A 20,696-nucleotide genomic window follows, 5' to 3' on the forward strand; every position below is an offset into this window, starting at 1 on the left:
CTTTTGTCTCTCCGGTTGGTCAATCCCCGGGGAGCAGCCCCCGGGGTCGATGAAAACATTTCGGGGTTATTCGGCAGGAATGGCGGCGCGCAGCGCGTCCGTCTTTTCCAGTGTTTCGATCTCGGTTGAGGTAGCCGCCTCAGAGAACTCATCCCCGGCGCCATAAATTTCGCGGGCGACACCGGTGGTCAGCTGCTCGGGCAGCCCGTCAAAGACGATGCGCCCGTCGCGCATTCCGACAACCCGGTCGCAATAGCGGCGCGCAGTATCCAGCGTGTGCAGGTTGGCGATCACCGTGCGGCCGTCTTCCTCGTGAATACGGCGCAGCGCCTCCATCACGGTCTGGGCGTTCATCGGATCAAGCGAGGCAATCGGTTCATCCGCCAGAATGATCTTGGGGTCCTGCATCAGCGCACGGGCAATCGCCACCCGCTGCTGCTGGCCGCCCGACAGCGCCTCGGCCCGTTTGGCAGCATGTTCGGCGATGCCAAGACGGTCGAGGATGTCGATTGCCCTGTGAATGTCATCCATCGGGTAGAGGTTGAACAGCGTCGCCATCACGTTGCGCCGGTTCAGCGTGCCGTGCAGCACGTTGGACACAACATCCATCCGCGGCACCAGATTGAACTGCTGAAAGATCATCGCGCAGTCCGATTGCCAGGCCCGTTTGTCCTTGCCGTTCAGGCCTGTGATTTCACGGTCCTGAAACAGAATGCGCCCGTCACTGGCATCTTCCAGCCGGTTGAGCATCCGCAAAAGCGTGGATTTGCCTGCACCGGAGCGGCCGATAATGCCGATCATGCAGGGCTTGTCGATGTCCAGCGTGGCAGTATCCACCGCAATCTTGCCGCCGAACCGTTTTGTCAGTTTATCAATGCGCAGCACCGGGGCGCTCCCTCTTCGTTCGGGACTTGCCTAGTGCGCTTGCTCAAACCTCATGTGTCACTGCCGTGAAAGTTTTGTAACGCCGCCCCGCGCAATCCACGGGCGTACAGCACAGGGTTACGGGCCTGCTGCGCATTCTGCCCCTGTCCACAGGGGCCGGGACGGTCTATACGGCCATCGACTCCTCAATTCCCTTTGCAAAAGGAAGCTGCCAGATGTCCTTTGACCGCAATATCAAGATCGCGCCTTCGATCCTTTCCGCCGATTTCGCCAACTTCGGCCAGGAGATCCGGGCCATTGAGGCCCAAGGCGCCGATTGGGTGCATGTGGATGTGATGGACGGGCATTTCGTGCCGAACCTCACCTTCGGCCCACAGGCGGTGAAGGCGTTCCGCCGGCATGTGAAAACGGTGATGGATGTGCATCTGATGATTGCGCCGGTCGATCCCTATATTGACGCCTATGCCGACGCCGGCGCCGACGTGCTGACCGCCCATATCGAGGCCGGACCGCACATCCACCGCACCCTGCAGGCGATCCGCGGAGCCGGAATGAAGGCAGGCGTCGCACTGAACCCTGGCACCCCGGCGGAAGCAGTAGCGCACCTGCTGGACCTTACCGATCTTGTCTGCGTGATGACCGTGAACCCCGGCTTTGGCGGGCAGAAGTTCATCGACATGACCGCCAAGATCCGCAGCCTGCGTTCGATGATCGGCGACCGCCCGGTGCATATCGAAATCGACGGCGGAGTGGACCCTGCCACCGCGCCGCTGGTCACCGAAGCCGGTGCCGACGTGCTGGTGGCAGGCTCCGCTGTGTTCAAGGGCGGCTCGGTCAACGATCCCGAAGTCTACGGCGATAATATCCGCAAGATCCGTGCGGCCACCGAGGGCACCTGGACCTAAAACGCAAAGGGCAACTCCCGTCAATCGCCAGGCGCATCACAGATGCGCCGCTCTTGTTGGCCCAAGCGCCGCGCGTTCCGCGCGGCGCTTTTTCGTGATACGGCCAGTGTCTGCGCGTCCAGCCCGGCATTGCCGGGCCGCGCCCTGATGCCCTCGACGGGCCGGAAGGGCGCTCGCCCCCGGCTTAACCGCCCTTGTTCAGGTCATCGAAGGTTTTCCCGTCCGCCACCAGCTGCTCAAGCAACGGCGCGGGCTGCCAGAAAAAATCATCCTCTGCCGCATAGGCCCGGATATCCGCCAGAATATCGTCCAGACCTTGCAGATCCGCCCATTTCAGCGGCCCGCCCCAGAAGCGCGGGAAGCCGTAGCCGAACAGCATCACCATATCCACGTCCAGCGGGCGGCGGGCAATGCCTTCACCCACCACCTTGGCGGCCTCGTTGACCATGGCACACATATAGCGCCGCAACACCTCCGCGTCCGGGAATTCCCGCGGGGTGACATCCTGCTCTTCCTGATCCCGGGCAATCAGCCCGGCCACCTGCGGGTTCGGCACGCCGCCGCGCGTGCCCTCCTCGTAGATATAAAATCCCTTGCCGGTCTTTTGACCAAAATCGCCGCCCTCGCAGAGCATCTCGTAGAACCGCGGCACCCGTTCGCGCGGATCCCGTGCCGGCGCGCGTCGCTTGCGGGCCGCCCAATTGATGTCCAGCCCGGCCAGATCCCCCATCGCAAACGGCCCCATCGGGAAGCCAAACCCGGTTACAACCGCGTCCACCTGATAAGGCGAGGCACCGTCCAGCACCAGATACTCCGCCGCCTTGCGGTAGGCGTTCATGATCCGGTTGCCGATGAACCCGTCGCAAATGCCCGAGCGCACCGCAACTTTCTTCAGTCGCTTTCCAAGGGCAAAACCGGTCGCCAACACCTCCGGCGCGGTATCCTTTGCCACGACAACTTCCAGCAGCTTCATCACATGCGCGGGCGAGAAGAAATGCAACCCGATCACTTCCTGCGGCCGGGAAATGGAGGCGGCAATCTCGTCCACATCCAAATAAGAAGTGTTTGTCGCCAGCACCGCACCCGGTTTGCAATGGGTATCCAGCTTGCCAAATACTTCGCGCTTGACGCCCATGTCCTCAAACACCGCTTCAACCACCAGATCCGCTTGTGACAGCGCAGCATAATCTGTGGACACCGTCAGCCCGTACCCGGTCAGTTGATCATATTGAGCCTCGGTTATCTTGCCGCGTTTCAGGGCGCCCTTCAGGTTGCCTTCAATCCGGCCGCGTGCTGCAGCCGTGGCGTCATCAGTCATTTCAATCAGAACCACCGGCAGACCCGCCAGCAATGCCGCAGTGGCGATCCCCGCCCCCATGGTGCCGCCACCGATCACCCCCATCGAAGCCACCTCGCGCGGCGCGATGCCCTCCAGCTCCGGCAGTTTGCTGACCGCGCGCTCCGAGAAGAAGGCATGGATCAGCCCCTGCCGCTGATCAGACTCCATCAGCTCCATGAACAGCGCGCGCTCGCGCTTGAGGCCCGCCTCAAAACTCTCTGCCTCAGCCGCCGCCTGCACCGCCCGCACAGCCGTGGCCGAAGACAGCTGGCCGCGGCCCTTTTTCAGCGTGGCTGTATAGGCCGCATCAAAGTCCACCGCTTCCGGCGCGCGCATTTCCCCAACGGCCCGGCGCAGGGCGCCCATCTGCAGCAGCTCTTGCACGTAAGCAAGGCCGATCCCGCGCGGATCGCCGTCTTCGATCTTGTCGATTATTCCCTTTTCCAGCGCTTCCGCCGCGCTGACATGGCGACCGGAGGTGATCATCTCCAGCGCCGCTTCGGTCCCCGCCAGACGCGGCAGCCGCTGGGTGCCGCCCGCACCTGGCAGAATGCCCAGATTCACTTCCGGCAACCCCATCCTGGCCGATGGCACCGCAATCCGGTAATGCGAAGCCAAGGCCACCTCCAGCCCGCCCCCCAGTGCCGTGCCATGCAATGCAGAGACCACGATCAGCGGTGAGGCCTCGATCCGGCTGCACAGCCCCGGCAGATAGGGGGCCTGCGGCGGTTTGCCGAACTCGCGGATATCAGCACCGGCAAAATATGTCCTGCCCGCGCCATAGATCAGCACTGCCTTGGCGCCCTCAACCTCAGCGCGTTCAATCCCGGCCAGCAGCCCTTTGCGCACCTCAATACCCAGCGCGTTCACAGGCGGGTTCTGCGCCTTCAAGACTGCTATCTCGCCCACGCGCTCATATGCAATGGCTTCACTCATCCGGTCTTCCTCTCTCTTCCGCGGCGGCAGCGGCTGCGCCCGGCTCCCAACAGATTAGGCACAGCAGCCGGACCGGCGCAAAGCCCCAATGGCCGCAGAAGACACGCAATCCCCTCGTCGCGGGGCTCACAGCTTCCGGCGGCCAATCATGCCAGCAGTTTCGTAACAGAAAGCGGGGAAAATGGAAACTTATTGAAACGCCTTGTCCGGCAGCACTGCCGCCAGGCACCTCAGCCGGGATTCACCACCCCGCTGGAGATCCAGCCATCCAGGATTTCCAATGCCTTGGCTGAAAATTCAGCGTCATTGACGTGGCAGTCCAGCTCGTGAAGTTCGGCAGTCACCGGGCAGGAGTCCCGCATTTCATCGCAAAAGGCCGCAAGCCCCTCCCCATCATGCAAAGGGGCACCGGGGCGGTCCCATTCGTTGCAACCGCCAGCGGGCAGCAGCACCGCAACAGGGGCCTTGGCAGTCGCCAGTTTACCGCAAATCACTTGCGCCACCTGCCGCCGCTCAGCGGCTACCAGCATCGCTGAGGTAAGCAGCCGGTTGTGGGCATGTGTTTCCCGTCCCTTCAACTGCGCGGGCGTCTCTTGCCAGCCGACAAAATCCACCAGATCATAACAGCCAGGCGCCACCAGCTGCGGTGTGCCATATCTGCCTGCATTGGTCATCCGGTCAGCCCCCGCCGACAGCCCGCCGAACAAGTGGTTCGACACTTCCTGCGGGGCAAAATCCATCACCGCCGCGAAAGCGCCCTCAGCGGCCAGGCTTTCGAACGCCCGCCCGCCCATGCCGGTTGCGTGAAACACCGCAACCTCAAACCCGCGCGTTTCCAACGCTGGTTTCAGCGTCACCATGTAACGCAGCACAGTCTTGCCAAAGGAGGTCATGCCGATCAGCGGCCTGTCCCGCTTGGGCGGTTCCACCGACCGTGCTGCGCCCAGAACCGCACCGGCGGCCTGCGACAGGGACGCTTTGCAGATCGAGTTCAACCCGTAAAGCCCACCTGCCCAAAGGATCATCTGCACATCCGCCGGGATCCGCTCGGGCGGCATCAGCGGTGAAAATGCGACAGTTGAGACGATGTATTTTGGCACCCCCACCGGTAATGCCGCACACATGTCCAGCGCCAGATCGGTGCCCATGGTGCCGCCCAGAACGATCACTCCGTCGATGCGGCCGTCGCGGTACAGCTCCAGTGCCTTGGCCGCCGCACCAGCCCCCATGATCTGCATGGCAATGTTTTCATCGCCAGTACCGATCGCCGCCCGGATAGAGCTGCCGCCAGCCTCCGCCACCTCATGTTTGCTTATATCCGCGGGCTGGCTGGGATCCCCCAGCACACTGACATCCATCGTCAGCACCTTGCCGCCTTGCCCGCGGATCACCTCCGCCAGATAGCTCAGTTCATCGTCTTTAGTATCGTACGTTCCGGCAACCAGAATCGTTTTACATGTCATTTCCCGCTCCCACCTTGGTTCGCCTTCTGCGGCCAAACAGCCCCTTCTTCTTTGTCCAAATACTCCCGCCGGAGGCTGCAGGTTTTGCCCTGCAAAACCTGCATCACAACTGAATCCAGGCGGTTTTCAAATCGGTGTATTTGTCGAGCGCATGCAGCGACTTATCATGGCCATTGCCGGACTGCCCGGCACCGCCCAAAGGCACAGTATTGTCAGCCCCGCCATAGGTATTCACATGCACCACACCGGCCCGGATGCCCGCCACCATCCTATGCGCGCCGGACAGGTTTGCGGTCCAAACACCAGCCGCCAGGCCAAAGTCGGTGGCATTGGCAAGACTCAGCGCCTCTTCCTCGCTCTCGAACCTGGTCACTGCCAGCACCGGACCGAACACCTCGCGCTGAAACAGCGCGTGGTCCTGCGCTACATGGGTGACAATCGCCGGAGACATAAAGGTGCCGCCGGTGTCCTCCAGAATGCGCTGGCCGCCGGTCACTACCTGTCCGCCCTCGGACCGTGCCATGTCCATGAACGACAGGTTGCGGCGCAGCTGATCCTCGGAATTCACCGCCCCGATCTGGGTGCCCAGGTCCAGCGGGTCTCCCACCCGCAGCGCCTCGGCCTCGGCCTGCAGCATTTCGACAAACTCGTCATGAACCGACGCCTCGACCAGAAGGCGGGAGCCCGCGATACAAACCTGCCCGGAGTTGCGAAAGATGCCAGCGGCAGACACTTTGGCCGCCTTGGCCAGATCCGGCGCATCCGCAAAGACGATATTCGGGGACTTGCCGCCCAGCTCCAGATAGCAGCGTTTGAGGTTGGAGCGCGCCGAGGCCTCCAGCAGTTTGCGTCCAGTGGCGCCCGAGCCGGTGAATGCCAGCACATCTACATCCATCGAGGCGGCCAGCGCCGCGCCGGTTTCGGCGCCTGAGCCGGTTACCACGTTTAGCACCCCGTCCGGCAGGCCGCATTCCGAGCAAATCTCTGCCAGCCGCAGCAGCGACAGCGAGGCGGTTTCGGCCGGTTTCAGCACCACCGAATTGCCCATCGCCAGCGCTGGCGCCAGCTTCCACGCACCAATCATCAGCGGGAAGTTCCAGGGCACGATGGCGCCCACCACGCCAACCGGCATCCGGTGCACCAGCCCCAGCACATCCGGCGCAGTCGGCGCGACCTCGCCCGGTACTTTGTCCAGCGCCTCGGCGTAATAGCGGAACGTGCCCGCAGCCGATCCCGGCTCGGCCTTCAGCGCCATGCTGAACTCGGTGCCGTTATCGCGCACGCCCAGCACCGCCAGCTCAACCGCTTCCGCCTGGATACGGTCGGCAATCCTGTGCAGCACCTGTTTGCGCGCAGCGGGGGACTGTCCCGCCCAGCGGCGGTCGTCGAATGCCCGCCGCGCCGAGGCGACAGCGTTTTCCACATCTGTTGCAGAGGCGCCCTGCAGCGTGGTCAGAACAGATCCGTCAACCGGCGAAGTAACTTCGAGTGCCTGGCCCGAACCCGCTTGCCATGATCCTTCAAGAAAGAGTTTTTGCGGCGCCACATCAAGTTGGCGAAGCTTGTCGATGCGCTGTTGGTCTGCCATTCGGCCTCCTTCAGTTCCTTGTGGTCCTTCAGCACCCGCAGGATGTGGACCGTCAGAACGATGATAATGAGTAGAAACAGAAAGAACGCCACCGGGCGGTCAATGAAATCAAAGGGTTCCTTTACCCGCGCCATGGCCGCACGCAGCTTCACCTCCATGATGCCGCCCAGGACCATGCCCAGGATGATCGGCACTGAAGGCAGCGACAGGCGCTTGAGTACATAGCCGAGGATTCCAAACGCCGCCGCCATCACGCAGTCGGTGGCGGAGTTGCGCAAAGAATAGACCCCGACGAAGCTGAGCGTCAGGATGCAGACGCCCAAAAACCGGTTGGGGATGCGCACCACCTGGATCAGCGACTTGGTAGCAAAAAGCAGGAAGACAAGAACCAGGACATTCAGCACCAGAAGTGCGAGGTACAGTGCCACGACAAAATCCATGTCGTTCTGAAACAGTCCCGGCCCTGGCACCACGTTATGCACATAGAAGACCGACAGCATCATCGCCGTCAGCGCTTCTCCCGGAATGCCCAGCGCCAAGAGCGGCACCATGGCTGCAGCCGGAACCGCGTTGTTGGCAGTTTCTGCCGCGATCAGCCCTTCGGAAGACCCGTTGCCAAAGTCTTGCGGCCGTTTCGAGGTTTTCTGCGCATAGGTGTAGGAGATGAACTGCGCGGTGAACTCCCCCACGCCGGGAACCATCCCCATCAGCACGCCGAAGGTTGCTGAAACCCCTGCAACGCGGGGATGGCGCGTCAGTTCGCGCAGGCCCTGGAACATGCCGCCGCGCAGGCGGGTCATGCGCACCTTCTCGTCCTCATCCGTCAGCAGTACAAAGGCCTGCGAGATGGCAAACAGCCCCAGAACCACCACGATCAGGTTGATGCCGCCGCCCAAAAAGTCCTGCCCGAAAGTATAGCGCTGGGTGTATTTCACCGGCTCCAGCCCGATGGTCTGCAGAAAGATACCGAAACAGGCCAAGGCACCCGCAATCAGCGCGTGGCCGCGGTGTGCGACCACCACCAGGATCAGGCCTAGAAGGGCCGCCAGGAATATCTCGCGCGAGCCGAACATTGGCGCAATCTTGGCCAGCACCGGCGCGAACAGGATCAAGCAGATGACCGAGAAGATACCGCCAAAGAAACTGGCGGAATAGGCCAGGCTCAGAGCGCGGCGCGGCTCTCCGCGCGCGGTCATCGGGTAGCCGTCGTATGTGGTCAGCGCGTTGACCGCGGTGCCGGGCGTATTGATCAGGATCGCCGGGATGGCACCTCCGTACATGGAGGAGCCGTAGATCCCCAGCAGCACCGTCAGGCCCACAATCGGGTCCATCGAAAAGGTCGCAGGCAGCAGGATCGCAATGGCGACAGCGGGACCGACGCCGGGAATGGCGCCGATCAGCACGCCCCCGACCGAGCCCGCCAGCAGCGCCAGCGCCACGTCCCAGCGCATCAGGATGTCAACGGCAGAAAGGATAAGGTCCATGACGGGCACTCAGAGATAGAGAATAAAGAAACTGCGCAATGACCCCGGCAGATACTCATAAAGCATCGCCCCCGGGATCTTGACCGACAGAACAGCCTTGAACAGCACAACCACGACCACTGCAAAGGCGGCACTGATCCACAGCATGAACGGGCTGCGATAGCCCATCCGCCAGCTGAGCAGAGGCATGAAGGCCAGTGTCACGGGCAGATAGCCGATGATCGGCACCAAGAGGACATAGCCCATGAACCAGCCCGCGAATTCCAGCACCTGCGCCCAGCGTTTGACCTCCCGCAGGTCATAGCGGCTGACCCGCCGCCAGGGCAGTTTGTACAGATGCAGCCCGCCCATAAGCACCATGCCGCCAATTGCAACCGCGGGCCAGAACCGCGGCTGGGCGAACAGCTTGGTTTTATTGACCCAGGCGGTCTGATCCCCAATCAGAGCCAGCAGCAGCAGCGCGGCCACCACCAGAAACAGGGCAAAAACCAGCTGGCCGCGCCGCGGTCCGGCAAAGCGGTGTTCACGTTCCGAAGGCATGTGAGATGTTCTTTGTCCGCGCGATTTGAAAAGTCACCGGGACCCGTCGGGGCCCCGATGCAGGGGGGAGGATTACTCCGACAGCAGGCCGCTGATGCGGGCCATGGTGCCGATATCATTGGCAACCCGTGCCGCGCTGTCGTCGGCGCTTTGCCAATAAACCAGCGCGCCGGTTTCCTTGGCGACATTCTGGGCGCGCTCGCTCATCACGGCCTTTTCCGCGACCCCGATGATCTTGTCGCGCACATCCTGCGGCGTGTCCTTGGTCACGAACAGACCGTTCCATAGCGCGATGTTCAGGCTCTCGTCCAACTCGCCGATGGTCGGCGCGTCGGGGGCCAGCGGGATGCGCTGATCCGTGATTGAGACCAGCACCTTGACCTGATCCAGGCAGGGCAGCACCAGCTGCAGGGTGGTGTTGATCACATCCGCATCGCCCGAGGCCAGCGTGTTGCAATCCAGCGCATCAAAAGCCGCGTCCGAACCCCACTCGAAACCGGCGTTCTTGGCATAGGCCTTGGTCACCTGGGTCGGGGTCAGCACATCGCCGAAATGGCCCAGCGCCACGTCGTTTTCTTTGGCATAGGCCGCCAGCTCTTCCATCGTGCTGTAAGGTGCATCACCGGACGTGGCGATCACAAAGGGATAAGTCAGGAAGATTCCCAATGGGTCGAATTTCTCGGGCGTCAGCGGCGGGATGTCGATCTGGTGGCCCATCACCGGCACGCCGATCACGAAAGAGCCGACGGTGTAACCATCGCTTGGCGCGTTGGCGACTTCAATGGCGCCGGGGAACGGCCCGCCGCCGCCTCCCGGCTTGTTCACCACAGCAGCCGCAACGCCGTATTCGTTCTGGAAATCCTCGGCGATCATCCGCGTCAGCACGTCCTCCAGATCACCCGGCGGCCACGGCACGATGAAGTTCACCGGCTTCTCCGGATATTCGGCCTGCGCGGCAACCGCGCTCAGCCCCAGCGCCGCCGCTGCGGCTGCACCTTTCATGAGGGTTTTGACTTTCATGATTTTCCTCCCAGTTTTCTTTTCGGCTTCAGCCATGGTTCGTTATTTGAACCGTTGGTTTGAATTTAGATTGACAGCCTGCCCCGTTATCTGTCAACAAAATTGCATCAAAGGTGCGTCTTTTTCCAAAAGCACCACCTGCCAGAATCAAACAGGGAGTACGGGCGGACACATGGGAACGGTATCCAAAGCCTTGTCATTGTTGACGCATTTCAACCACGGGCGGACCGGAATCGGGCTCAGCGATCTGACGCGCCTGTCCGGCATGAACAAGGCCACCGTCTACCGGCTGATGAGCGAGCTGCAGGAATCAGGCTTTGTCGAACAGACCGACGGCGACCGCATGTACCGGCTTGGGCCCCAGGTTCTGCGCCTGGCCGCCCTGCGAGAGGCGGCGGTTCCAATACTTTCGGTCTCGCGCCGGGTGTTGCGCGATCTGAGCGACGAGACCGGCGAAACCACTCACCTGTCACTGTTGCAGGGCAGCCAGCTGAATTCATTGTCGCACGCCTATTCACCGCGCCACGCAACCAAGGTGATGATGGAGGACGCCGAAGTCCTAACCTTTCACGGCACCAGTTCCGGTATGGCGGTGCTGGCCTATGCCGACCCCGGCTTTGTTGACGAAGCACTGGCGCAGCCATTGCTGGTTCACACGCCTGAGACAATCACTGATCCGCAGGAACTCCGCGCCCAGCTAACAGATGTCCGCAGCACCGGCATGGCCCAATCCATCGGCGGGTTCGAGGCAGATGTGCATTCCCATGCAGTGCCGGTCTTTGGCCCCGACCGCCAGGTGATCGGCACGCTTGCCGTGGCCGCGCCGGTGTCCCGCATGACCCCAGAACAGAAACAACGGATCCCCGCGGCCCTGCGCCGCGCGGGCGCCGCCCTCACCCATCGCATCGGCGGCTCGGCACCTGCGGACTATCCGCAGGACGGCGCCGTCTGATTTCCCCCTCTCCGGCCCCGGCGCGGGCCGCATCCAGGAGCTGACCCCATGAAAGACTCCAACTTCCTGAAAGAGCACAACGCCAAATCCCTCTGGCACCCGATGGCGCATCCCGGCGACAGCCTAGCCAATCCGCCTGCGATCATCACTTCCGCACAAGGGGTGAAGATCACCGACATCGACGGACATGAAGTGGTGGATGCCGTCGGCGGCCTGTGGAACGTAAATCTTGGCTTTTCCTGCCAGCCCGTGAAAGACGCGATTGCCGCGCAGCTGGATGTGCTGCCCTACTATTCCACTTTCCGCGGCACCACCAACGATCAGGTGATCCAGCTTGCCGAGGAGCTGCGCAAATTCTTCGCCCCCGACGGCCTCACCCGCGCCTTCTTCACGTCGGGCGGCTCTGACTCGGTGGAAACGGCCCTGCGGCTCGCCCGCCAGTACCACAAAATCCGCGGCGAGGCCGGGCGCACCAAGTTCCTGAGTCTGAAAAAGGGCTATCACGGCACCCACATGGGCGGCGCCTCGGTGAACGGAAACGCCAATTTCCGCACCCAGTACGAGCCGCTCTTGCCCGGCTGCTTCCAGATCCCCGCGCCCTACACCTACCGCAACCCATTCAACGAGACCGACCCGGAACGCCTCGCCCAGCTGTGCCTGCAAGCACTGGAGGACGAGATCGCCTTTCAAGGCGCTGGCACCATTGCTGCCTTCATCATGGAACCGATCCTGGGCGCCGGCGGTGTGATCCCGCCGCATGCCAGCTTCATGCCCGGCGTGCGCGAGATCTGCTCAAAGAACGGTATCCTGCTGATTGCCGATGAGGTCATTACCGCTTTCGGCCGCACCGGATCATGGACCGGATCGCGCCACTGGGGCGTGCAGCCCGACATGATGGCGACGGCCAAAGCGATCACCAACGGTTACTTCCCTTTTGGCGCCGTGATGATCGCCGATCACATGACGGAGACTTTTGAGAAGGACACTACTGGCAAAGCCGCCATCGGCCATGGCTACACCTACTCCGGCCATCCCGTAGGCGCCGCGGCAGCGCTGGCCTGCCTGCAAGAGACCCTGCGCCTGAACGTGCCCGAAAATGCCGCCGCCCGCGGTACCCAGCTCCACCAGGGCCTGCTGGAATTGCAGCGGAAGTACGAGCTGATCGGCGATGTCCGCGGCGGCCACGGATTGATGAGCGCGCTGGAGCTGGTGTCCGACCGCACCGCCAAGGCCGCGGCGGACAAAAAATCCACCGCAAGGCTGCAGGAAGCGGCTTATGAGGCGGGCGCGATGGTGCGGGTCTCCGGCCCCAACATCATCCTGTCACCGCCGCTGGTGCTGAGCGAGGCCGAGGCAACAACTATCCTCTCTGCCCTGGACGCAGGCTTGGCGGCGGTGAGCTGACACCCGCGCCATATGCCGCCACGCCCGGACCGCCAGTGCCGGGCGCCACCAGATACCGTGGCGGCCCCGAAGCATATGCTTCGGGGCCGCGCCTTCGGCGGCGCCGCTGACGCGGCGCGGTGGCGTGATACGGAAAAGAGCGCAGCTGCCGCAGCCGCGCCCATTCCCATGCCCTTTGCAGCCCCCCCTCTGCGCAAGATCAGATGAAATGAACGTAGAAATCGCGCATCCCGTCCCCTTCCAGGTCACGGGTCTTGCGGACTTCCTTGCGCTTCATGAAAACGTGGTTGGCGACCAGCTCTAGCCCGACCGCCCCGGCCAGAACAGTGTCCCGTTCCAGATCCGCAACAGCGCCCTTCAGGTCCACCGCTGTTCCCTCTCGGGCATCAGTGCGGTCGAAGCCGTCGCCTGTCTCCATCGGCGGCAGCTGGTGGCCATTCTCCAGCCCCAGCCGCGCCGCCTGCAGCACCGCCGCCACCGCCGTATAGGGGTTGGCCGAGGCATCCGCCATCCGGTGCTCCAGCCGCGCCTTGGCACCGCCTTCCGAGCTGATGCGGGTGGTCACGTTGCGATGATCGCCGCCCCAGTTCTGCCAGTATCCCGACAACGAGCCCGGCTGCAGCCGCATGTAGCTGTTGGCAGTGGGCGCAATCAGCCCCGCCAGCCCCTTGTGGTGATGCAGCAGCCCAGCCAGGCAGCCGCGCGCCAGATCATTCATATGCGCTGGCCCGCCCCGCGGCCCCGCGGACAGCGCATTGCCGCCCGCCTCATCCGTGAAGGAGAAGTTGATATGCATGCCTGAGCCGCCGGCCTCAGCCACCGGTTTTGGCATGAAGGTCAGGACAATGCCGTATTCCAGCGCCACCTCCCGCGCCATCAGGCGGAACAGCACTATGTCATCCACCGCCTTCACCGCATCGTCAAAGGTCAGCGTGTATTCGAACTGCGGGCTGTCGAATTCGGCGGTGATCATGTCCAGCGAAAAGCCCATGTCATCCGCCATCGCCCAGATCCGATCATTGAACCGCAGCGGATCGGCAAACGGCCCAGTGCCGTAAACCACCCCGCCCGGCGCATCATAGGGCATCAGCCGTCCGCGATCGTCCGCCTGCAGCGCAAAGGCCTCCAGTTCGATCCCGACCTTCGGCGTCAGCCCGTGTTTCCGCCAGTCCGCCACAGCCCGCTTCAGCGCCCAACGCGGGCACAGCGCCAGCGGCTGCCCCTCATCGTCATAAAGATTACCCAGCACCACCTTGGTCGAGGCATGCCAGCTGTCCCGGATATCGTCATGCAGCCACTTCAGCTCCATATCCGGCAGCCCCTGTTTCACCATCGAACCCGGTGCGTCCAGCAAGTCCCTGTCGTAATGGGTGCCAAAGACCGAACGGCAGAACCGGGTCGAGTCGTCTCCGATCTTGGAATTCGGCAGATACTTCCCCCGCATGATGCTGAGGTGATCGCAAAACATCGCGCGCAGGCGGGTCTTCATGGCTCAAGGTCCTTCGCTGTTGGTCAGTTTTCGGCATCGTTTCCCGTGCCATGTTACTTAACATATTTAGCGGTTTTCGCAGAGTCTTTCCTACGGGATGGCCTGGCTGCTAGGCTGCTTCCACCCGCACCGGCAGTGCCTTGATACCGCCGACAAAGTTCGACCGCAGGAACTTGTGCGGCCCCGCTGGCTCGATATGCCGGATCCGCTTGGCCAGTTCCTGGAACAGCACGGTGACTTCCAGCCGCGCCAACCACATGCCAAGACAAACATGCGGGCCGAACTGGCCGAAGGACAGATGCCGGTTCGGGCTGCGGTAGAGATTCACGTGAAATGGGTCGTCAAAATACTTGTCATCCCGGTTCGCCGAGGCGAACCAGTAGAGCACCTTGTCGCCCTCGCGGATGGTCTTGCCATGCATTTCCACATCCCGCGTTGCGGTGCGCCGAAAGTAGAGAGCGGGTGTCGCCCAGCGGATGATCTCATCCGCCGCGGTGTCCCAGACCTCCCCGCCTTCCTTCATCTGCGCCAGCAATTCGGGCTGATGGCACATCGCCTGAATCCCGGCGGCAATGGAATAGCGCGTGGTGTCATTCCCCGCCGCCACCAGCAGACAGAAGAAGTTGCGGAACTCGGTCTCGGTGATGACCGAGCCATCTTTGGCCGGCTCCAGGATCAGGTTCAGCACACCCGAGGTATCTCCTTTGCGCGCCTTCTCCTCCATCAACTCCTTGGCATAGATGTACAGTTCCGCCCCGGCGGGAGAGTTGAAGGGCATCATCCGGAACTCATCCGTCTGCATCTTGTCGAGCACATGCGAGGTGAAGTCCGGATCGGTATTGGCAATCAGCGCATCGCCCTTTTCCACCAGCCAGGGCAGGTCCGCCTCAGGCAGGCCCACCACCCGGCCCAGCATCCGCATCGGCAGCTGACGGGCGATCTCCTTGGTGGCGTCGAACTCCCCTTGGGCCAGCGCTTGATCCAGAATATCCGCACAGAGGTCCCGGATATCCTGCTCATATTGCGCCATGGTGGTCTTGGAGAACGCCTTCAGCAGCTTCATCCGCACTTTGGAATGCTCCGGCGGGTCGGTTTCCTGAAAGGTGCGCCGCGCCAGGTATTCCTCGTAGGACTGGTCTTCCATCCGGATCCCGCGGGCCGACGTGAACACCTCGGTGTTCTTGTTCATCACCGTGATGTCTTCATAGCGGGTGACCGACCAGAAATTCTTGCCGCCCTCGTATTCGGTCCAATGTAACGGGTCCTCGCGCCTGAGCCTCGCAAACGTGTTGTGCGGCGCGCCACCGGCAAAGGCATCATGGCTGCTCAGATCCGCATAGCCGTCGTCCGTGGGGGTCCAAACTGTCATTGCCGGCTTTCCTAATTTGCTTTCTTAATGTATATTAAATAGCATTATAAATATGTAAATAAAAACCTTGCGAGCGTTCTCATGCATTTGGCCATCCTGATGACCAACACAGACGAAAGCGAATTTGCCCAAAGGCATCCAAAGGACGGCGAGAAATTCACCGATCTGATCCAGATGGCCCGGCAAGACTGGCGCACCACGGTGTTTTCCGTGAAGGACGGGGAGTTCCCTCAGGATCTGTTTGAATTCAACGGCGCAATGATCACCGGAAGCCCGGCCTCGGTGCGCTCCGGCGCCCCGTGGGTGGCGCAGCTGCTGGAGCTGATCCGCACCGCCCACGCACGCGACCTCCCGCTGTTCGGCGCCTGTTTCGGCCATCAGGCCATTGCACTGGCCCTCGGCGGCAGCCTGGACCGCAACCATGACGGCTGGGTCCATGGGCTAACCCGCAACCATCTGCTTGCCCGCCCGGATTGGGCCGCAGCCCTGCCGGAGGAAATCAAACTCTACGGCTCCCACTGCGAATGCGTCCGCACGCTGCCGACGGGTGCAACCCCTATCTGCGAAAGCGGCGGTACGAACACAGGTTTCACCCTAGGCCGCCACATCTTCACCACCCAGCACCATCCGGAGATGACCCATGACTTCATCATCGCGCTAAGCGAAGAAATGCGGGAAGTTCTTGGCCCTGCGGTCCATACCCGCGCTAAGAACAGCCTCAAAGACCACTCCGATCAGCTCGTATTTGCGGAATGTCTCGCCCGGTTTTTCGAACAAGCAATTGCCCACTAAGCCCGCATCTTCTTCTTTGTAAAATACCCGCGCCGCAGGCACGGGGCCGCCCGGCCCCGTTCAGCAGCGTCTCACCCCAGTGCTGCCAGCAGATCCATCACCGTGACCTGATCGAATTGCACATGGGAAATCATTGCAGCCTCCGCCGCCTTCCAGTCATGGGCAAAGATCAGCGCGGCAATCTCACGATGCTCCTTGGCTGATTGCGCAATAGCGCCAGGATAGCGGTAGCGCGCCCGGTAATAGGCCATCAGCTTGCGTGCGTTGGTCTTGATCATCTCGACCAGAAACGGATTGCCAGAACCTTCGGCCACACAGGCATGAAACCGCAGGTTCAACTGGTAGTATCCACCCGGATCACCATCGCCCTTTTCCACAGCGTGCTTTTCGCAGGCAGCCACAGCCGCCTCCAGCTCCTCCGCCCGCACCGGAGACAACCGCCGCGCCGCCAGCGCCGCCGCTTGCCCCTCCAGGCGGGCATGCACCTCAAGAATGGCCAGGAATTCCTCCAGCGTCGGCTTGAAAAGCACTGCCCCCTTGCGCGGCAGCCGTTTGATCAGCCCAATGGCTTCCAGCTGGATAAAAGCCTCTCGGACCGGCGTGCGGGAGACTCCGTGGCGCTCCACCAGTTCGCCTTCCTCCAGCGGCGCGCCCGGCACCAGGCGGCCTGCTTCAATGTCCTCTAGGATTGCGTTCAGAATCTGCTCTGTCTGCCCAGCCATTGCGCCGCCCCTGATGCGTTTCCGGCCAATTTATGCCCGCTGTCGCTGCTTGGCAACGCGGGTTAGGGGCGCTGCCCCCGCCCTGCGGGCTCCCCCGGAGTATTTGCGCAAAGGTGAATGTGCAGACTGGTTATTGCGGCACCGGCCCGCGGTATTTCTCCGTCAGCTCCGGCGCCACTTCATCCGCCTCATAGACACCCAGCAGGATGCCTTTGCGACCCGACTTTCCCCGGCGCATCTTGATCTGCGCATCCGACAGGGTGATACGCTGCGACATCCGCAGCCCCCATTCCAGAAGCCGGTCATACATCACGCCAATGACCTCCTGATGCGCATTGCCCTTGGCGAGATCCACCAGTTCATCCGGGTCGTTTTCCATGTCGAACAGCATCGGCCGCAACCCGCCTTCGGCATGCATGAACTTCCAGCGCTTGTCCGTAACCATGAACAGCCGTGCATCCCTTGGCTCCAGTCCCAGCTTTTCGCAGAGCGGCATGGTGGAATAGTCAAACTCGGCAATTGCATAATCCCGCCAGGCCGGGTTTTCACCGCGCAGGAAAGGCATCAGCGAGTTCCCTTCCAGGATATGCGGCGCCGGATCGCCGCCCGCCGCCTCCAGAAATGTCGGCAACAGGTCGATCGCCTCCACCAGCGCATCGCAGGTTGTTCCACGTGTGGCACAAGCATCCTCGCGCGGGTCGTAGATGATCAGCGGCACCTTGATGGAGGGTTCGTGGAACAGGTTCTTCTCACCCAGCCAGTGATCACCGAGATAGTCACCATGGTCCGAGGTTACCACGATCATCGTGTCCTGCATGCGGCCGGTCTCCTCCAGCCAGGCAAACAGCCGGCCCATCTGGTCATCGGCCTGTTTAATCAGCCCCATATAAGCGGGAATGACCTTTTCGCGCACCTCATCACGGCTGAAGGTCTTGCCGATCTGGTTGTTCATCATGCCGTCGAACACCGGATGCGCCGCGTCACGCTCGACCTCCGAGCGCACTACCGGCAGCACATGCTCCGGACCGTACATGCCGTGATAGGGGGCCGGAACGATATAAGGCCAATGCGGTTTTATATAGCTCAGATGCGCGCACCAGGGACCTGCGGCCTGTTCAATGAACGCCATCGCCCGGGTGGTCAGCCAGGGCGTTTCGCTGTCCTCCTCGGCGATATTGGCAGGCCTATCCGCATTTGCCATGAACCAGCCCGAGGCGATCTCATTTCCTTCGACGCCGGCATTGGCAAAGTCATTCCAGGGGTTTTCGCCGGGGTAGCCTTTTTCCTTCAAGTACTCATTATAAGGGCTGCGTTTCTGGTCATAGAACCCGTCCGGCCCTTCTGCCCACAGCCCGTCATCACGCACAAATGGGTCGAACCCGCATTCCGACTGGCGCACACCGATCACGCTGTCCGGGGCCAGCCCCAGCCGCTGCATCCCTTCCGCATCGGCCACCATATGCGTCTTGCCGATCAGGTGGCAGCCCATGCCCGCCTTGCGCAAATGGTCCCCCATGGTCCACTCGCCCACCCGCAAGGGATAGCTGTTGAACTGAACCCCATGGCTGGACGGGTAGCGCCCGGTATAGCTCGACATCCGCGACGAGCCGCAGGTGGGCGACTGCACATAGGCACGGGTGAACCGCACGCCCTTGGCCGCCAGCGCATCGATATGCGGGGTGTGCAGATGCGGATGACCCGCGCAGCTCAGGTAATCGAACCGCAGTTGGTCGAACATGATGTAGAGAATGTTCATCGGCACCTCCCGGTAAGTACCGGGATTATTGAACACGTGAAGCAAAATGGCGAGGATGAATTACGTCAGCCGCCAAGCATTCCACCGGCGCAATCTCCACCCGCAGTTTTTCCAAAGGCTAAACACATTATGACCGACACACCCGATCCCGGCTCCATCCGCACCGCCCGAAGCGAAGACGCCTCTTGCCTGGCAGCCCTGTCCATCGAAGTGTGGGTCGGCACATATCTGCGCCAGGGCGTCAGCAGCTTCTTTGCGGACTATGCGCTTGGCCAATTCACCCGCGAACACTTCCTAGACCTCCTGAACCAACCTGCCGAAATACTGCTGGTCTCAGAAAACCAAGAGGGAATCGACGGCTACGTCCGGGTGTCGCACAGAAATCCGTGCCCCGGTGACAGCGGCTCGGAAACTGAAATCTCCACCCTTTACGTTCAGCCCCGGCACCAGGGGAAGGGCCTGGGGCAATCCTTACTTGCCGCAGGGGTTGAGGCGTGTTGCACCAACGGATGGGACGCTCCGTGGCTGGCTACCAACTCTGAAAACAAAGGGGCCATCGCTTTCTATCTCAACCAAGGCTTTGAAAAAGCGGGCCTGACCCATTTTGAGGTTCAGGGCAGACGCTACCTCAACGAGGTCCTGCTCTGCACTGATTTCAAAAACCGGATCACAGGGCAGGTATCGGGAAACCGTTGAAATCCGCCCAACTCGTTACACGATTTCACATGAGTGTATTTTTTCGTTACATTTAACTTGCCGCGAATCATCTTCCGGCGTAATACCGACCCAACGGTCGGCTTATCCTGCCGCCGCCACAGGAGACGCGAACACCCATGGATGCTTTCATCTGCGATGCCACCCGCACCCCGATCGGCCGCTACGGCGGCGCGCTGAGCCAGGTGCGTACCGATGATCTCGCCGCCCTGCCGATTGCCGCGCTTGCCGCGCGGAACCCGGATGTGGACTGGAGCAGCCTGGATGACGTGATCCTGGGCGACGCCAACCAGGCCGGCGAAAGCAACCGCAACGTGGCCCGCATGGCGGCGCTGCTGGCGGGGCTGCCCGCCACCGTGCCCGGCACCACCATCAACCGGCTCTGCGCGAGCGGAATGGATGCGGTGGGCATGGCGTCCCGCGGCATCAAGGCAGGCGACTATGACATGGCCATCGCCGGCGGCGTCGAAAGCATGTCGCGCGCGCCTTTCGTAATGCCCAAGGCGGCCAGCGCCTTCACCCGTGCCAATGCGGTCTATGACACCACCATCGGCTGGCGCTTTGTGAACCCGAAGATGGAGAAGCTCTACGGCACTGACTCGATGCCGCAGACCGCTGACAATGTGGCTGAGGACTATGGCATCTCCCGCGAAGACCAGGACGCCTTTGCCGCCCGCAGCCAGGCCCGCTGGGCCGCCGCGCATGAGATGGGCCTGTTCAGCGACGAGATCACCCCGGTCACCATCCCTCAGCGCAAGGGCGACCCTGTCGTTGTGGACACCGACGAGCACCCCCGCCCCGGCACCTCGGCCGAGAAGCTTTCCGGCCTCAAGGGCGTCAACGGGCCGGACAAGACCGTGACCGCAGGCAATGCCTCCGGCGTCAACGACGGCGCCGCAGCGATTCTGATGGCGAATGAAGTCGCCGCTGCCAAAAACGGCTTGAAACCCATGGCGCGTATCGTCGGCATGGCCGCCGCCGGGGTTGAGCCGCGCATCATGGGCATCGGCCCGGTGCCTGCCACCCGCAAGGTTCTGGCCCGCACCGGCCTGACCATAAATCAGATGGATGTGATTGAGCTGAACGAGGCCTTCGCCTCGCAGGGCCTCGCCACGCTACGCGAACTTGGCGTTGCGGATGATGCGCCCCATGTTAACCCTAATGGCGGAGCAATCGCGCTTGGCCACCCGCTGGGCATGTCCGGCGCGCGGCTGGTGCTGACCGCTGCCTATCAATTGCAACGCACCGGCGGGCGCTATGCGCTTTGCACCATGTGCGTCGGCGTCGGACAGGGCACCGCCCTGATCCTCGAACGCGTGTAACAAGCCTTAAGGAGGT

At 62.1% G+C, this 20,696-nt stretch carries 17 protein-coding genes; 6 read left to right on the forward strand and 11 right to left on the reverse strand.

The window, feature by feature from the left end; all coding sequences use genetic code 11:
- Positions 1 to 66: 66 nt before the first annotated feature.
- A complete protein-coding gene (gene phnC, locus AQUI_RS0103940; RefSeq protein WP_027256346.1) occupies positions 67 to 885 on the reverse strand; it encodes a phosphonate ABC transporter ATP-binding protein in 819 nt (272 codons plus the stop codon).
- Between the two features lie 215 nt (positions 886 to 1,100).
- Here phnC and rpe point away from each other — a divergent pair, with 215 nt between their 5' ends.
- Entirely contained in the window at positions 1,101 to 1,790 is a 690-nt protein-coding gene (gene rpe / locus AQUI_RS0103945; RefSeq protein WP_027256347.1) for a ribulose-phosphate 3-epimerase, read from the forward strand.
- Between the two features lie 184 nt (positions 1,791 to 1,974).
- Here the strand turns inward: rpe and AQUI_RS0103950 are convergent, their stop codons facing one another.
- From AQUI_RS0103950 to AQUI_RS0103980, 6 genes are all read right to left on the reverse strand, one after another.
- Entirely contained in the window at positions 1,975 to 4,065 is a 2,091-nt protein-coding gene (locus AQUI_RS0103950; RefSeq protein WP_027256348.1) for a 3-hydroxyacyl-CoA dehydrogenase NAD-binding domain-containing protein, read from the reverse strand.
- A 230-nt stretch (positions 4,066 to 4,295) separates the two neighbouring features.
- Entirely contained in the window at positions 4,296 to 5,528 is a 1,233-nt protein-coding gene (locus AQUI_RS0103955; RefSeq protein ID WP_027256349.1) for a Tm-1-like ATP-binding domain-containing protein, read from the reverse strand.
- Positions 5,529 to 5,631: 103 nt separating this feature from the next.
- On the reverse strand, positions 5,632 to 7,074 hold the full coding sequence (locus tag AQUI_RS27145; RefSeq protein WP_084294274.1) for an aldehyde dehydrogenase: 1,443 nt from the start codon (positions 7,072 to 7,074) through the stop codon (positions 5,632 to 5,634).
- A complete protein-coding gene (locus AQUI_RS0103970; RefSeq protein ID WP_027256350.1) occupies positions 6,981 to 8,600 on the reverse strand; it encodes a tripartite tricarboxylate transporter permease in 1,620 nt (539 codons plus the stop codon). Before AQUI_RS0103970 ends, AQUI_RS27145 begins: the two co-directional genes overlap by 94 nt.
- Positions 8,601 to 8,609: 9 nt before the next feature.
- On the reverse strand, positions 8,610 to 9,140 hold the full coding sequence (locus AQUI_RS0103975) for a tripartite tricarboxylate transporter TctB family protein (protein WP_027256351.1): 531 nt from the start codon (positions 9,138 to 9,140) through the stop codon (positions 8,610 to 8,612).
- A gap of 72 nt (positions 9,141 to 9,212) precedes the next feature.
- The gene (locus tag AQUI_RS0103980; RefSeq protein WP_027256352.1) at positions 9,213 to 10,160 is read right to left on the reverse strand and encodes a tripartite tricarboxylate transporter substrate-binding protein; all 948 of its coding nucleotides are present in this window, start codon (positions 10,158 to 10,160) and stop codon (positions 9,213 to 9,215) included.
- A 172-nt stretch (positions 10,161 to 10,332) separates the two neighbouring features.
- On the opposite strand from AQUI_RS0103980, the gene AQUI_RS0103985 reads away from it, so the two are divergent.
- Positions 10,333 to 11,112, forward strand: coding sequence for an IclR family transcriptional regulator (locus tag AQUI_RS0103985; protein ID WP_027256353.1), 780 nt, complete (start codon positions 10,333 to 10,335; stop codon positions 11,110 to 11,112).
- Positions 11,113 to 11,160: 48 nt separating this feature from the next.
- Positions 11,161 to 12,516, forward strand: coding sequence for an aspartate aminotransferase family protein (locus AQUI_RS0103990; RefSeq protein WP_027256354.1), 1,356 nt, complete (start codon positions 11,161 to 11,163; stop codon positions 12,514 to 12,516).
- A 199-nt stretch (positions 12,517 to 12,715) separates the two neighbouring features.
- Here AQUI_RS0103990 and AQUI_RS0103995 read toward each other — a convergent pair whose 3' ends face one another.
- Complete coding sequence (locus AQUI_RS0103995; protein ID WP_027256355.1) at positions 12,716 to 14,005, reverse strand: type I glutamate--ammonia ligase; 1,290 nt, start codon at positions 14,003 to 14,005, stop codon at positions 12,716 to 12,718.
- A gap of 109 nt (positions 14,006 to 14,114) precedes the next feature.
- The gene (locus AQUI_RS0104000) at positions 14,115 to 15,374 is read right to left on the reverse strand and encodes a cytochrome P450 (protein ID WP_027256356.1); all 1,260 of its coding nucleotides are present in this window, start codon (positions 15,372 to 15,374) and stop codon (positions 14,115 to 14,117) included.
- 81 nt (positions 15,375 to 15,455) lie between these two features.
- On the opposite strand from AQUI_RS0104000, the gene AQUI_RS0104005 reads away from it, so the two are divergent.
- Positions 15,456 to 16,166 (forward strand): type 1 glutamine amidotransferase, encoded by a 711-nt coding sequence (locus AQUI_RS0104005; protein ID WP_027256357.1) that lies wholly within the window; start codon positions 15,456 to 15,458, stop codon positions 16,164 to 16,166.
- 71 nt (positions 16,167 to 16,237) lie between these two features.
- Here the strand turns inward: AQUI_RS0104005 and AQUI_RS0104010 are convergent, their stop codons facing one another.
- Both AQUI_RS0104010 and AQUI_RS0104015 read right to left on the reverse strand, forming a co-directional pair.
- Positions 16,238 to 16,888: a GntR family transcriptional regulator gene (locus tag AQUI_RS0104010; RefSeq protein ID WP_027256358.1), complete on the reverse strand. Its 651-nt coding sequence runs from the start codon at positions 16,886 to 16,888 to the stop codon at positions 16,238 to 16,240.
- Between the two features lie 130 nt (positions 16,889 to 17,018).
- A complete protein-coding gene (locus AQUI_RS0104015) occupies positions 17,019 to 18,644 on the reverse strand; it encodes a sulfatase-like hydrolase/transferase (RefSeq protein ID WP_027256359.1) in 1,626 nt (541 codons plus the stop codon).
- A gap of 129 nt (positions 18,645 to 18,773) precedes the next feature.
- Between AQUI_RS0104015 and AQUI_RS27150 the strand changes: the two genes are divergently transcribed.
- Together AQUI_RS27150 and pcaF are read left to right on the forward strand one after the other, a co-directional pair.
- On the forward strand, positions 18,774 to 19,340 hold the full coding sequence (locus tag AQUI_RS27150) for a GNAT family N-acetyltransferase (RefSeq protein ID WP_051371815.1): 567 nt from the start codon (positions 18,774 to 18,776) through the stop codon (positions 19,338 to 19,340).
- 137 nt (positions 19,341 to 19,477) lie between these two features.
- A complete protein-coding gene (gene pcaF, locus AQUI_RS0104025; protein WP_027256360.1) occupies positions 19,478 to 20,680 on the forward strand; it encodes a 3-oxoadipyl-CoA thiolase in 1,203 nt (400 codons plus the stop codon).
- Positions 20,681 to 20,696: the final 16 nt, after the last annotated feature.

The sequence above is a fragment of the Leisingera aquimarina DSM 24565 genome (assembly GCF_000473165.1).
Classification (GTDB): domain Bacteria; phylum Pseudomonadota; class Alphaproteobacteria; order Rhodobacterales; family Rhodobacteraceae; genus Leisingera; species Leisingera aquimarina.

Coding starts and splice junctions, on each gene's coding strand:
- rpe (WP_027256347.1), top strand. CDS start 1,101: ATGTCCTTTGACCGCAATATCAAGATCGCGCCTTCGATCCTTTCCGCC.
- AQUI_RS0103950 (WP_027256348.1), bottom strand. CDS start 4,065: ATGAGTGAAGCCATTGCATATGAGCGCGTGGGCGAGATAGCAGTCTTG.
- AQUI_RS0103955 (WP_027256349.1), bottom strand. CDS start 5,528: ATGACATGTAAAACGATTCTGGTTGCCGGAACGTACGATACTAAAGAC.
- AQUI_RS0103970 (WP_027256350.1), bottom strand. CDS start 8,600: ATGGACCTTATCCTTTCTGCCGTTGACATCCTGATGCGCTGGGACGTG.
- AQUI_RS0103975 (WP_027256351.1), bottom strand. CDS start 9,140: ATGCCTTCGGAACGTGAACACCGCTTTGCCGGACCGCGGCGCGGCCAG.
- AQUI_RS0103980 (WP_027256352.1), bottom strand. CDS start 10,160: ATGAAAGTCAAAACCCTCATGAAAGGTGCAGCCGCAGCGGCGGCGCTG.
- AQUI_RS0103985 (WP_027256353.1), top strand. CDS start 10,333: ATGGGAACGGTATCCAAAGCCTTGTCATTGTTGACGCATTTCAACCAC.
- AQUI_RS0103990 (WP_027256354.1), top strand. CDS start 11,161: ATGAAAGACTCCAACTTCCTGAAAGAGCACAACGCCAAATCCCTCTGG.
- AQUI_RS0103995 (WP_027256355.1), bottom strand. CDS start 14,005: ATGAAGACCCGCCTGCGCGCGATGTTTTGCGATCACCTCAGCATCATG.
- AQUI_RS0104000 (WP_027256356.1), bottom strand. CDS start 15,374: ATGACAGTTTGGACCCCCACGGACGACGGCTATGCGGATCTGAGCAGC.
- AQUI_RS0104005 (WP_027256357.1), top strand. CDS start 15,456: ATGCATTTGGCCATCCTGATGACCAACACAGACGAAAGCGAATTTGCC.
- AQUI_RS0104010 (WP_027256358.1), bottom strand. CDS start 16,888: ATGGCTGGGCAGACAGAGCAGATTCTGAACGCAATCCTAGAGGACATT.
- AQUI_RS0104015 (WP_027256359.1), bottom strand. CDS start 18,644: ATGAACATTCTCTACATCATGTTCGACCAACTGCGGTTCGATTACCTG.
- AQUI_RS27150 (WP_051371815.1), top strand. CDS start 18,774: ATGACCGACACACCCGATCCCGGCTCCATCCGCACCGCCCGAAGCGAA.
- pcaF (WP_027256360.1), top strand. CDS start 19,478: ATGGATGCTTTCATCTGCGATGCCACCCGCACCCCGATCGGCCGCTAC.